At 72.3% G+C, this 12,195-nt stretch carries 13 protein-coding genes and 2 pseudogenes; 7 read left to right on the top strand and 8 right to left on the bottom strand.

The window, feature by feature from the left end:
* Positions 1-6: 6 nt before the first annotated feature.
* The 4 genes from Pflav_RS00915 to Pflav_RS00905 all read left to right on the top strand — a co-directional run bounded on the left by Pflav_RS00915 (position 7) and on the right by Pflav_RS00905 (position 3,870).
* Positions 7-660, top strand: coding sequence for a formylglycine-generating enzyme family protein (locus Pflav_RS00915; protein WP_173032949.1), 654 nt, complete (start codon positions 7-9; stop codon positions 658-660).
* An 89-nt stretch (positions 661-749) separates the two neighbouring features.
* Entirely contained in the window at positions 750-1,517 is a 768-nt protein-coding gene (locus tag Pflav_RS44555) for a 3-keto-alpha-glucoside-1,2-lyase-like domain-containing protein (RefSeq protein ID WP_232070892.1), read from the top strand.
* Positions 1,514-2,326 (top strand): pectate lyase family protein, encoded by an 813-nt coding sequence (locus tag Pflav_RS44550; protein ID WP_232070891.1) that lies wholly within the window; start codon positions 1,514-1,516, stop codon positions 2,324-2,326. The genes Pflav_RS44555 and Pflav_RS44550 overlap by 4 nt, the downstream gene beginning before the upstream one ends.
* A gap of 125 nt (positions 2,327-2,451) precedes the next feature.
* Positions 2,452-3,870 carry a dihydrolipoyl dehydrogenase family protein gene (locus Pflav_RS00905; protein ID WP_173032944.1) on the top strand — a complete coding sequence of 473 codons (1,419 nt, stop codon included), beginning with the start codon at positions 2,452-2,454 and terminating at the stop codon, positions 3,868-3,870.
* Here Pflav_RS00905 and Pflav_RS00900 read toward each other — a convergent pair.
* The gene (locus Pflav_RS00900) at positions 3,867-4,802 is read right to left on the bottom strand and encodes an acetamidase/formamidase family protein (protein ID WP_173032942.1); all 936 of its coding nucleotides are present in this window, start codon (positions 4,800-4,802) and stop codon (positions 3,867-3,869) included. The two genes, Pflav_RS00905 and Pflav_RS00900, sit on opposite strands and share 4 nt — an antisense overlap.
* A 122-nt stretch (positions 4,803-4,924) precedes the next feature.
* Between Pflav_RS00900 and Pflav_RS00895 the strand changes: the two genes are divergently transcribed.
* Positions 4,925-5,338 (top strand): nuclear transport factor 2 family protein, encoded by a 414-nt coding sequence (locus tag Pflav_RS00895; protein ID WP_197937806.1) that lies wholly within the window; start codon positions 4,925-4,927, stop codon positions 5,336-5,338.
* Positions 5,339-5,393: 55 nt separating this feature from the next.
* Here the strand turns inward: Pflav_RS00895 and Pflav_RS00890 are convergent, their stop codons facing one another.
* Together Pflav_RS00890 and Pflav_RS48300 are read right to left on the bottom strand one after the other, a co-directional pair.
* Positions 5,394-5,642 carry a hypothetical protein gene (locus Pflav_RS00890; protein WP_173032938.1) on the bottom strand — a complete coding sequence of 83 codons (249 nt, stop codon included), beginning with the start codon at positions 5,640-5,642 and terminating at the stop codon, positions 5,394-5,396.
* Positions 5,643-5,713: 71 nt separating this feature from the next.
* Positions 5,714-6,208, bottom strand: a pseudogene (locus tag Pflav_RS48300) (copper resistance protein CopC); the annotation flags it as partial.
* On the opposite strand from Pflav_RS48300, the gene Pflav_RS00880 reads away from it, so the two are divergent.
* Positions 6,207-6,659: an ATP-binding protein gene (locus tag Pflav_RS00880; RefSeq protein WP_173032936.1), complete on the top strand. Its 453-nt coding sequence runs from the start codon at positions 6,207-6,209 to the stop codon at positions 6,657-6,659. The pseudogene Pflav_RS48300 and the gene Pflav_RS00880 overlap by 2 nt on opposite strands.
* Here the strand turns inward: Pflav_RS00880 and Pflav_RS43040 are convergent.
* Both Pflav_RS43040 and Pflav_RS43035 read right to left on the bottom strand, forming a co-directional pair.
* Positions 6,637-7,245, bottom strand: a complete 609-nt coding sequence (locus tag Pflav_RS43040) for a glycosyltransferase (protein ID WP_197937805.1) — start codon at positions 7,243-7,245, stop codon at positions 6,637-6,639. The genes Pflav_RS00880 and Pflav_RS43040 overlap by 23 nt on opposite strands.
* Entirely contained in the window at positions 7,149-7,817 is a 669-nt protein-coding gene (locus Pflav_RS43035) for a glycosyltransferase family protein (RefSeq protein WP_197937803.1), read from the bottom strand. Before Pflav_RS43035 ends, Pflav_RS43040 begins: the two co-directional genes overlap by 97 nt.
* 133 nt (positions 7,818-7,950) lie before the next feature.
* On the opposite strand from Pflav_RS43035, the gene Pflav_RS00870 reads away from it, so the two are divergent.
* Positions 7,951-8,607 (top strand): TetR/AcrR family transcriptional regulator, encoded by a 657-nt coding sequence (locus Pflav_RS00870; protein ID WP_173032932.1) that lies wholly within the window; start codon positions 7,951-7,953, stop codon positions 8,605-8,607.
* On the opposite strand, the gene Pflav_RS00865 is transcribed toward Pflav_RS00870, so the two are convergent.
* The 3 genes and pseudogenes from Pflav_RS00865 to dnaK all read right to left on the bottom strand — a co-directional run bounded on the left by Pflav_RS00865 (position 8,593) and on the right by dnaK (position 12,139).
* On the bottom strand, positions 8,593-9,714 hold the full coding sequence (locus Pflav_RS00865) for a hypothetical protein (protein WP_173032930.1): 1,122 nt from the start codon (positions 9,712-9,714) through the stop codon (positions 8,593-8,595). The two genes, Pflav_RS00870 and Pflav_RS00865, sit on opposite strands and share 15 nt — an antisense overlap.
* A gap of 6 nt (positions 9,715-9,720) precedes the next feature.
* Positions 9,721-10,230: a nucleotide exchange factor GrpE gene (locus Pflav_RS00860; protein WP_197937801.1), complete on the bottom strand. Its 510-nt coding sequence runs from the start codon at positions 10,228-10,230 to the stop codon at positions 9,721-9,723.
* An 8-nt stretch (positions 10,231-10,238) separates the two neighbouring features.
* Positions 10,239-12,139 (bottom strand): annotated as a pseudogene (gene dnaK / locus Pflav_RS00855) (molecular chaperone DnaK).
* Positions 12,140-12,195: the final 56 nt, after the last annotated feature.

Here is a 12,195-nt window from a genome sequence, read left to right as displayed (position 1 = left end):
GAGTAAATGATGATCACGATCCCGCCCGGCCACGTGACGCTCGCCGACCGGCGCACCGAGCGCAGCTGGACCGTCGATGTGGCACCGTTCCTGCTGGCCTCCCTTCCGGTGACCCAGGCGGAGTACGCGGAGGTGACCGGCGCGCACCCGAGCGCCGCCGGACCCGGCGACCGGCTCCCGGTGGAGAGCGTGTCCTGGTGGGACGCCGCACGGTTCTGCAATGCACTGTCCACACGGGACGGGCTCGCGCCGGCGTACCGGCTGCTGGGGGACGACGAGGTGGAGTGGGACGGCGAGGCCGAGGGGTACCGGCTGCCGACCGAGGCGGAGTGGGAGCACGCGTGCCACGCCGGCACGACCGGCCCGCGCTACGGCGAGCTCGACGAGATCGCCTGGTACCGCGACAACTCCGACGGGCGCGTACGCGAGGTGGGCGGCAAGCGGCCGAACGCGTGGGGCCTGCACGACATGCTCGGCGACGTGTGGGAGTGGTGCTGGGACGTCTACGACCCGGAGGTGTACGGGACGTACCGGGTGCTCAAGGGCGGCGGGTGGTTCGACGAGCACTGGAGCTGCCGTACGTCGGTACGGCGGCGCAGCCACCCCACGCTGCGGATCGAGGACGTGGGGTTCCGGGTCGCCCGGTCGTCGCCCCGCTGACGGACGGGCGTACTGCAACATTCCTGCACATCGATTCTATTGACCTTAGGAAAGGGCTTTCCTAGCGTTATTTCTGTCCGGTTACGGCCGTGAGACAGGAGACAACGCCCATGCTCCACAAAGGACGGAGGGCGCTGCTCGCCGCGGCCCTCGCCGGCGCGGTGGCCACCGCGCTCGTATTCGTCGGCGTCCAATCGGCACAAGCAGCCACCCTCTTCAGCACCGACTTCACCGGCGGCGCCAGCGGCTGGACCCGCTCCGGCGGGAGCTGGTCCGTCGTCACCGACGGCTCGGCGGTCTACCGCCAGTCGGGCACCGGCAGCGACGCCCGCGCGCTGGCCGGGTCCAGCTCGTGGACCGACTACTCGGTCCAGGCGCTGGTCAAGCCGACCGCGTTCAACGGCTCCGCCCGCCATGCCGGCGTCATCGCCCGCGCGCAGAGCACCAGCGCCTACTACTACCTCGCGCTGACCAACGCCGGGGACGTACGGCTTGGCCGCCGCGGCTCCGGCGGCCACACGACGCTGGCGTCGGCCGCCGCGACGGTCTCGCTCAACACGTGGTACCGGCTGCGCCTCGAAGCCTCCGGCAGCACGCTCCGCGGCTTCCTGAACGGGCAGCTCGTGGCGACCGCCACCGACAGCGCGTACGCGTCCGGCTCGATCGGCCTGGCCTCGTACTACGCCAGCGCCTCCTTCGACGACGTGCTGGTGACCGACTCGGCCGGCCCGAGCCCGACGACGCAGTCGCCGACGCCGGTGGTGACCACCCCACCGGCGCCGCAGCCGGTGCCCGGGCAGGCGGACGGGCACGCGACCGGCACCACCGGGGCGCCGGCGGCCCCACCGTCACCGTGACGAGCGCGGCGGAGCTGGCCCAGTACGCGGGCGCGAACACGCCGTACGTCATCCGGGTCGCGGGGCGGATCACGGTCGACGACATGATCACGGTGGTCGCCAACAAGAGCATCATCGGCGTCGGCTCGACCGCCGAGATCGTCGGCGGCGGCCTCCAGCTCGGTACGACCACGCGCCCCGGCGACAACGTCATCATCCGCAACATCACCTTCCGGGACGCCTCGGACGACTCGGTCAGCGTCCACAATGGATCACGTCGCGTGTGGATCGACCACAACGACTTCTACCCCGGCTTCGACGGCTCGGTCGACGTCAAGCGCCAGTCGACGAACGTGACGGTGTCCTGGAACCGGTTCCACGCCACCGACAAGAGCATGCTGCTCGGGCACTCCGACTCGTTCCCGGACGACATCGGATACCTGAAGGTCACGTACCACCACAACTACTTCGACGGCTCCAACCAGCGCCACCCGCGGGTGCGCTTCGGCGAGCCGGTCCATGTGTACAACAACTACTACCGCGGCATCGGCCTCTACGGCGTGGCGTCCACGGAGAACGCGGGCGTGCTCGTCGAGGCCAACTACTTCGAGGACGTCGCCTTCCCCTGCCACTCGGTGAGCGGGTACGCCGACTCGGCACCCGGCCGCCTGGCCGAGCGGGGCAACGTCTTCGTCCGCTCCGGCACCTGCGAGAGCGGCGGCAACGTGCAGGATCCGCGCGCCTACTACTCGTACACGCCGGACAGCGCCGCCTCGGTACCGTCCCTGGTCACCTCAGGTGCGGGCGTGGGGCGCATCCCCGGCGCCTGACGCCCGTACGACCGCCCCGGCCCGCGCTCCCCACAGGCGCGGGCCGGGCGCGGTTGCGCCCGCTCCCGGGGACGCCGTCGGCAGAAAGGCATACTGAAGGTCCACGACGAGCGGAGATGCCCCCGATGGACGCGACCGAATACGACCTCATCGTGCTGGGCGCCGGCGCGGTTGGTGAAAACGTCGCCGACCGTGCGGTCCAGGGCGGACTGACCGCGGTGCTCGTGGAGCACGAGCTGGTCGGCGGCGAGTGTTCGTACTGGGCGTGCATGCCGTCCAAGGCGCTGATCCGCCCCGGTCAGGCGCTGCGCGCCGCGCGGCAGGTGGACGGCGCGAAGGAGGCGGTCACCGGCACGCTCGACGTGGCCGCGGTGCTGGCCCGCCGGGACTCGTTCACCCACGACTGGAACGACGACAGCCAGGTCCGATGGGCCGAGGGCGCGGGCATCGCGGTCGTGCGCGGGCACGGCAAGCTCACCGCGCCGAAGGAGGTCACGGTCGCCACGCCCGACGGCGGCGAGATCGTGCTGCGGGCGCGGCACGCGGTGACCATTTCCACCGGCTCCGACGCCTTCGTCCCGGACATCGAGGGCCTGCGCGACGCGGACCCGTGGACCAGCCGCGACGCGACGAGCGCGAAGGTCGCGCCGGAGAGCCTCGTCGTCATCGGCGGTGGTGTGGTCGCCACCGAGATGGCCACCGCGTACGCGAGCTTCGGCACCACGGTCACGCTGATCTCGCGCGGCGGGCTGCTGGCCGGGCTGGAGCCGTTCGCCGGGGAGATGGTCGCGGAGGCGCTGCGCGAGCAGGGCGTCAAGGTGCTGCTGGATACGGAGACCACCCGGGTGCACCGCGACGACGACCGCGTCACGGTGGAGACCGGCGACGGTGGTGCGGTGACCGCCCAGGAGGTGCTCGTCGCGACCGGCCGCACACCCCGTACCCGGGACATAGGCCTGGAGGTGGTCGGCCTGACGCCCGGCGACTGGCTGGAGACCGACGACACGATGCGGGTCAAGGGCTTCGACTGGCTGTACGCGACCGGCGACGTCAACCACCGCGCGCTCCTCACCCATCAGGGCAAGTACCAGGCGCGGGCGGCGGGCGACGTGATCGCCGCACGGGCCGCGGGCAAGCCGGTCTCGGACGGCCCGTGGGGCACGCACGTGGCGACCGCGGACCACGAGGCGGTGCCGCAGGTGACGTTCACCGACCCGGAGGTCGCGTCGGTCGGCCTCACGCTCAAGGCGGCCACCGACGCCGGCTACCGGGTCCGCGCCGTCGACTACGAGATCGGGTACGTGGCCGGGGCGAGCGTCTACGCGGACGGGTACAAGGGGACCGCGCGGATGGTCGTCGACGAGGACCGCAAGGTCGTGCTCGGGGTCACCTTCGTCGGGCCGGACGTGAGCGAGCTGCTCCAGGCGGCGACCGTGGCGGTGGTCGCGCAGGTGCCGCTCGACCGGCTGTGGCACGCGGTGCCGGCGTACCCGACGATCAACGAGGTCTGGCTCCGCCTGCTGGAGACCTACGGCCGGCCCTAGCCGATCGCGCCGTCCCGCAGCACGGCGTGCGCGCCGACCACCTGGTTGACGATCTGCGTGACCCGCAGGTCGACCACCACGCTGGCCAGCGCGATCGCGTCCCGGCGGGAGACGCCGTGGAGCCGCTGGAGCAGGGCGAACATCCCTTCCAGCGCCGCGTACGACGCGTCGTCGAGCGTGTCGCCCAGGCCGAGCGTGAGCCATTCGCCGGCCGGCGTCCGCACGACCGGCGCGGTCAGCGCCCAGTCGTCCCGCAGCCCGAAGGTCAGCTCGACCCGCTCCATCGGGCACTCGATGGCGGTACCGCTGACCTCGCCGTCGCCCTGCGCGGCGTGCCCGTCGCCGGCCGAGAAGAGCCCGCCCGCCACCGGGATCGGCAGGTAGAGCGTGCTGCCCGCGACAAGCTCCTTGCAGTCGAGGTTGCCGCCGTGCGCCCGGGGCGGCGTGGTGGAGTGCTCGCCCGGCTCGGCCGGCGGCATGCCCATCACGCCGAGGAACGGGTGCAGCGCCACCGTGTGGCCGTACTGGTTGCGCCCGAGCATCGTCGCGGCGTCGAGCTCCCAGCCCTGGCTGGTCTGCGTCTCGACCTCGCCGTACCGCTCGTTGAACACGCTCGGCCAGCCGCCCGCCACCGTCGTGCCCCATGGACCCGGCACCATCGCGTCGACGCGTACCTCGAGCACCATGCCCGGCTCGGCGCCGCGCACGGCGATGGGTCCGACGAGCGCGTGCCCGTACCCCTTGCGGTGGTGCTCGCTGCGCGGCCGGTCGTCGAGGCTCAGCCCGGTGTCCGGCCCGGCGAACCAGAACGCGTCCAATGTGGAGAAGCGCACCGAGTCGCCCGGGTCCACGGTGAGGACGGGCGGGTAGTCGCGGGAGAAGTAGCCGTGGAGGGTCGGGCCGCCGGTCTCGATGACGTGCGTGGTCGCCATGACCCCGCACTATACGACCGCGCTACTGACCGTCCTGGACGTCAGGTGACAGTAGATGTCAGGATTCCGCGGATAGTGTGCCGGGCATGCATCAACACCAACCAGTTGAAGACGAGCTCGATGTGACGGCGACCACCCGGGCCACCGTGGAGGAGTTCCTTCAGCGGCTAGGGGATGGCGACCCGGATCGGATCGCCGCACTGTTCGGTGAGCCTGTCGACTGGCGGCTGGACTGGCCGGACGAGGGGCATCCGGCGGTGCCGTGGATCCGTCCCCGCCGGAGCCGGGCGGACGTCAGCGACCACTTTCGTACCCTTGCCGACTTCCACGTACCGGAGAAACGGTCCGCGTCGATCGACTCGTTGATCGTCGAGGGTGCGGAGGCGGTCCTGCTGGGCGAAATCTCCCAGACCGTACGGGCGTCCGGGCGGGCGTACAGCTTCTCGTTCGCGCTGCGCCTGACGGTCGAAAACTCCCAGATCACCCGGTTCCACCTCTACGAGGACAGCCTCACCGTCGCCAACGCGCTCAGCTGACCTACCACCGCGAGGCCGCCGAGCCCGCATCGGCGGCCTTGCCGGCGGTCGTCCCCTACATGCCGGACCGGCGGCGGCGCCACAGCAGGCCGACCAGCGCGACGAGTGCCAGTGCCACGGCGACGGCGACCACCCACACCACCGGGGACGAGGAGGAGCCGTCGTCGCTGGCCTGGGCCACCGGGCTCTGCGGCGGCGCGGCGCCGCTGGTGACCGGCTCGATGCTCGGCTGGGCGGTCGAGGTCGGGCTCGGCTCCGCGGTCGGCGTGGGCGGCGTGATCGGCTCCGCCTTGTTGTTGAACATGAAGGTGCCCCCATCGGATGCCCATCCGAGGCGGCGGTCTGCCAGCGCACCGTGATCATCCCCACCGGCAGCCCTGTCACCTTCTGGGTGATCGTCCGGTCCACGACCTGGGCCTCACCCGCGCTGTGCGAGATCTTGTCCGGACCGGTCACGGAGACGGCCGTCTCCGGCTTCCTGATCAGCCCGCTGAAGGTCAGCGTCACCTCGGTGACCGGCTTGGTCGTCGTGCTCTTGTCCACCGGGGCCGTGCTCTTCAGCACGGTGTGCGCCGAGGCGGGCGCGGCCGGCAGCACGACGGCCAGCGCCACGACGAGAACGGCGATGGCGGCGGACAGCGTTCGGTAACGGCTCACGGCGCCACCGTAACGCCTCTCCTGGGACGGGGTGGCCGAGCCGGTCAGGCTGCGCGAAGACGCGGCGCCAGGGTGGTGAGCACCCCGGAGATTAGTATCGCCGTGACTGGGGCTCCTCTTTTGGCAGTGGGACGTGGGTGACGGGTGGCGGCTACGATGCTGGACCTCGTCGACGGGCGTGACACGTCGCGGGTTCGGGTAGTACCCGGCCATGAGCAGCGCTGACCCGCCCGCCCGGGACCGGGTGGGGCCGGCGCCGACACTGGCTCCCGGGGCGGTCGCCGTGGATCACCGGTTCGACGCGGATGGGCTGTACGCGATGCGCGCCGCGCTGGCCGCGCACGCCGACCACCTCGGTGCCGCCCCCGAGCAGGTGGAACGGCTGCTGATCGTGGGCGGGGAGCTGGCCACCAACGCGATCCGACACGGCGGGGGCTCGGGGCGGCTGCGGCTGTGGCGGGAGGGCGGGCTGCTGCGCTGCCAGATCAGCGATCACGGCCCGGGCATGGTGGACCTGGCCGCCGGTACCCGCCGGCCCGCGCCGACCGCGCTCGGCGGGCGCGGACTGTGGATCGCCCGGCGGCTCTGCGAGGACCTGGTCATCGAGACCGGCCCGAAGGGTACGACCGTCACCGCCGCGATCACGCTGGATGCCCCGAGTTAGCGGGATCGGCCGGGCTGCGGGTGAGCGCGGCGAGCACGTCCTCGACGCCCGGCGCCGCCTCGATCTGCGCCCGCACCGCCCGCGCCGCCGCCGCGAAGCCTGGCTCGTCGAGCAGCCGCCGGGCCGCGGCCCGTACCGCCTCGGGTGTGACCGTCCCCGGCTGGAGTGCGATCGCCGCGCCGGCCGCCTCCGACGCCGCCGCGTTGAGGAACTGGTCGGCGGCCTGCGGGACGACGAGCTGCGGCAGCCCGTACGCGTACGCGCCGAGCATCGTGCCGGCCCCGCCGTGCGAGACGACAAGGCGGCAGCGGGGCAGCAGCAGCGCCTGCGGCACGTACCGCTCGACCACCACCGAGGGTGGCTGTGGCCCGAACCGGTCCGGGTCGCCGTCGCGCCCGACGGTCACCACCACGTCGAGCGGGAGGGCGCGAAGCCCGGCCAGGCACGCCTCGAAGACGCCGGGCGCGCTGTGGAAAATCGTGCCCAGGGTCAGATACGCGAGGTCCGCGCTGGGCCGGGCCGCGAGGGCGGCCGGCAGCCGGTCGATGGGTAGGACCTCACCTGGGTACGCGCGCAGGGGCACCACGTTGGCGAACGCCGGCTCCCCTCGGGGTGGAGTGCACGCGGCGAGATGTCCAGGTAGGGCGCCGCGAGGACCTCGTCGGCCAAGCCCGGTGCCTGCCACCACGCGTACACGTCTCCCATCGCCGACCGGAGCACCTGCCGCATCGGCGCGGGCGGCGCCACCCCCAGCCCGTGCGTGACGTGCGTGGCTCCGGACCGACGGGCGGCGAGCGCCCCGGCGAACTCGACGGTCTCGTGGACCACGAGGTCGGGGCGCCACGCCTGGGCCCTCGGCACCAGGTCGACCGCCCGCTTGGCGGCCGAGGCACCGAAGAGCGCCACGGTGTCCAGCGAGATGTGCCGCTCCGGCGGCACGGTGGCGAGGTCGGGCAGTGCCGCATTGCGCTCGTCCCACGACTCGGCGAAGGTCGGCCCCACCGCCCACGTCTCGTAGCCCCGCTCGACCAGGTGCGGGGCGAGGTCGGGTCCGGTCGCCACCGCCACGTCGTGGCCGGCGCGCGCGGCCGCCCGGGCGAGCGGAAGCATCGGGTGGATGTGCCCATACCCAGGGCAGCCACTGAACAGAATCCTCATGCCATGTCCCCGACTCTGGCCGCCCACCCCAGTCTGGCCGGTACGGACGCCGCGGGGACTGGCCCGATCGGACGGCCCTTTCCACATCCGCATTCACTTAAACTGGGATATATCGATAAGGGTAGGTAGCTGAATGACCGTCCTGCCGGCGAGCCGCCGCCGCTACGACTCCTTCGGCCGGCGGGCCCAGGACCGGGCCACGAGGGAGCGGATCCTGGCCGTGGCCAGCAGCCTCTTTCGTGAGCACGGATACGCCGCGACCTCGATCGCGCAGGTCGCGGACGAGGCAGGCGTCCCGACGCCGACTGTGTTCGCGGCCTTCAAGTCGAAGGTCAACCTGCTGAAAGAGGCAGTCGACGCCGCGCTCGCCGGCGACACCGAGGCCGCCGCCGGCGACGACGAGCTGGCGCGGTGGGTGCGCGAGGCACCGACCGCCGCCGAGGCGCTCCGGCGGTACGCGGAGGCCGTCGCCGAGCAGGGGCAGCGCGCGTACCCCATCTACGCGGTCGCGCACGCCGCAGCCGACGCCGACCCGGAGATCGCCGACCTCGTCGCCGACCTGGACCGGCAGCGGCTCACCGGTGCCGGTTACATCGCCACCGCCGTGGCCGCCAAACGGGGCGACGCGGACCTGTCCCGGGTCGGATACCTGCGGGACACCATCTGGGCGCTCAACTCGCCGCTGCTCTACGGCCTGCTGGTACAACAGCGTGGCTGGCCCGTGGCGGCGTACCGGGACTGGGTCGCTACCGCTCTCGTCGCGCTCGCGGCACCGTCAGTCCGTCAGTGAGCGGTCCGGCTGGTAGGCATACGCGGCCTCGCGCACGGTCTCGTCGCTCTCCAGCCCGGCACCGAGCGCACCGCCCAGTGTGGCCAGTGCGCTGGCCAGCCAGGCCAGCTCCGCCTGGTCGGAAAAGTCGACCCGATGGTTCAACGCGTCGCCTTGCAGGTCCGGCGGTACAAGCAGCTGCACGCCGAGCAACGAGATGAGGAAAAGCGCGCCGTAGAGCGCGAGCACCCCGATGACAAGCGTCGTCACGGTGACGATGTTGAGCAGGACCACCTGCTCCCGGGTGTTGCGGGCAACCTCGGGGTCCTCTGACGGTGGCGGCGAGCGTTCCCACAGGTGGGCGCCGAGCAGCAGGGCGAGCACCACCGCCGCGACCGAGATGGCGGCGACCAGCAGCTGCCGTACCCAGCCGAGGTTGTCGGCGAGCAGCCAGATGTCGTTGGTGACGAGCGCGAACACGCCGGCCGCGAGCGCGGCGACGAGCGCCCGGGACAGCCCGACGGCCAGCCGCCACGGGCGGTTGGCGCGCAGCATGCCGAGCAGCAGCCGCAGGTTGCCGGTCACGACGCCGGCGACAAGGCCCGCCCCGCGCTCGTCGCCGATCACGGTGCCCAGCTCGCGGAGGCGGCGCAGCAGCGCGTCGCGGCGCCGTCCGCCGCTTCCCTGGGCGGGCTTGATCTCGACGGGCGCGTCCCCCTCGCCGACCAGCACCCCGACGAGCCGCACGATCGCCTCGCCGGCCCGCCGCTCGATCCCGACCGCGCCGAGCGCAGGCAGCGAGAGTATGGCGACGCCGTGCGCCCTGCTGGCGTGCGCGACGACCGGGCGCCGGGAGGTCTGGAGTGGCAGGTCGGTGAGGCAGATGCCCAGCTGCCAGCCGCTGTCCAGCAGGCGGCGCCGGGTCCCCGACACGAGCTGGTGCAGCGGCCCGGGTCCGTCGACGAGCCGGTCGGTCACGACCCGGACCGTCCACTTGGCACCGGGCAGCCGGTCGCGCATCTGGTCGGCCAGCCCTCCGCCCATCGCCAGCGTCGCGGCCAGCTCCGCCGCCGGCCCGGGCGAGGCGACGAGGCCGACGACGACGGTAGTGGGATCCGCCTCCCCCACCGCGCGCTACTCGGCCTGGTCGGCCGGCGCGGCGGAGACCACCACGGCGGCCGGCCGCAGCTGGCGTTTGCCGTCGCCGTACCCGGCCCGGAGCACTTCGAGCACGGTCCCGGGCGGCAGCTTGTCCTCGGTACGCGCGACGACCGCCTCGTGCCGCACCGGGTCGAACGGGACCCCGGTCTCGTCGTACCGCTCGTACCCGAGCCCGGACAGCACGACGATCGCCTGGTCCCGTACGGCCAGCAGCCCCTGCGCGAGCGTGCCGGCGTCGTGGCTGAGGTCCCGCTGTACGTGGTCCAGGGCCAGCTCGAGGTTGTCGAGGACGGGCAGCCAGGCGAGGGCCACCCGTCCCCGCTCGTCGGCCCGCTCCCGGTCCAGCTCGCGGGCGTACCGCTTGCGCAGGTTGTCCAGGTCGGCCAGCGCCCGCCGCCAGCGGTCCTCCAGCTCGGCCACCGTCCGCTCGGAGTCCATTGTGGACTCGCTGTCGACCCCGTACTCGTCCGGCTGCTCGGTCACGGCTCGGCTCAAATCTTCCCGAAGTCGACGTCGACCGGGTCGTCCGCACCCTCGGCCCGGCGCTGCCAGCGCTTGCCTCCCTTGTGGCCGTCGCCCTCCGGGTCGGTACCCATCTGCGGCCTGCGCGCCATCAGGATCTGCGCCACCTGCTGGAGCTCGTCGGTCAGGGTGCGCAGCCGGTTCATCGCCGCACCGACCTTCAGCAGCTCCCGGGCGTCGGCGGTGAGCAGCTGCGCGCGGGCCCGCTCGTGCTCCGGCACCGCGTCGCCCAGCTCGTCGAGGCGGCGCTCCACGACGTGCGTGACGGACTCCATCGTGTTGCGGGCGTCGACCGACTCGCGCAGCCGTACGTCCTCCTCGCGGTGCCGCTCGGCCTCGCCGATCATCCGCTCCACTTCGACCCGCTCCAGGTTGCCGGTGCCGGTGATGGTGATCGCTTGCTGCGCGCCGGTGTCCCGGTCCCGGGCCGAGACGTTCAGGATGCCGTTGGCGTCCACGTCGAACGTGACCTCGACCTGCGGCTCACCCCGTGGCGCCGAGCGGATGCCCTCCAGCCGGAAGCGGCCGAGCACGCGGTTGTCCGGCGCGCGTTCCCGCTCGCCCTGAAGCACCACGATGTCCACGGCGGACTGCTCGTGCTCGGCGGTCGAGAAGACCTCGGTGCGCCGTACCGGAATCGTGGTGTTCCGTTCGACGATCTTCGTCATCACCTCGCCGAGCGTCTCCAGACCCAGCGACAGCGGGATCACGTCGAGCAGCAGGACGTCCGGGCCCTCGCCGGTGAGCACGCCGGCCTGGATCGCCGCGCCCATCGCGACGACCTCGTCCGGGTTCACCGTCATGTTCGGGTCCTTGCCGCCGGTCAGCCGCCGGACCAGGCCCTGCACGGCGGGCATCCGGGTGGAGCCGCCGACCAGGATCACCTCGTCGAGGTCGTTGTCGGTGACCTTCGCGTCCGACATGGCCTGCCGTACCGGCCCGAGGCACCGCTCGATCAGATCGGCGGTGATCTGCTCGAACGTCGACCGGGTCACGGACGCGTTCAGGTGCTTCGGCCCGCTTGTGTCCGCGGTGATGAACGGCAGGCTCACCTGCGTCTGGGTCACCGCGGAGAGCTCCACCTTCGCCTTCTCGGCCGCCTCGAAGAGCCGTTGCAGCGCCTGCGGGTCTTCGCGCAGGTCGATGCCCTCTTCCCGCTGGAAGTCCCCGGCCAGGTGGTCGACGAGCCGGTGGTCGAAGTCGTCGCCGCCCAGGTGGGTGTCACCGGCGGTGGCCCGTACCTCCACGACGCCGTCGCCGACGTCCAGGATGCTCACGTCGAACGTGCCACCGCCGAGGTCGAACACGAGCACCGTCTCGTGCTGCCGCTTGTCCAACCCGTACGCCAGCGCGGCGGCGGTCGGCTCGTTGACGATCCGCAGCACCTCCAGGCCGGCGATCCGGCCCGCGTCCTTGGTCGCTTGGCGCTGGGCGTCGTTGAAGTACGCCGGCACCGTGATCACGGCCTGCTTGACGCGCTCACCGAGGAACCTGCTCGCGTCCTCGCCGAGCTTGCGCAGGATCATCGCGCTGATCTCCTCGGGCGAGTACGGCTTGTGCCGCACCCCGAACCGCGCGGTGCCCTCCGGGCCGGGTACCACGTCGAACGTGACCCCCTCGCCTCCTCGCCGACCTCTTCGTGCTTGCGGCCGACGAAGCGCTTCGCCGAGTAGATGGTCCCCTTCGGGTTGAGGATCCCCTGCCGGCGGGCCAGCTGCCCGACGAGCCGCTCGCCCGGCTCGGTGAACGCGACGGCGGACGGGGTCGTACGCGAACCCTCGGCGTTCGGTACCACCTGCGGCTGGCCGCCTTCCAGCGTGGCGATCACGGAGTTCGTGGTACCGAGGTCGATCCCCACTGCCTTGGCCATGCGATGAGCCTTGGCTGGGGTGGGGTGAGGCCGAATCGCCCAAAGCGGGTGATTGG

It is taken from the genome of Phytohabitans flavus (assembly GCF_011764545.1).
Lineage (GTDB): Bacteria > Actinomycetota > Actinomycetes > Mycobacteriales > Micromonosporaceae > Phytohabitans > Phytohabitans flavus.
This window is presented reverse-complemented; position numbering and strand designations above follow the sequence as displayed.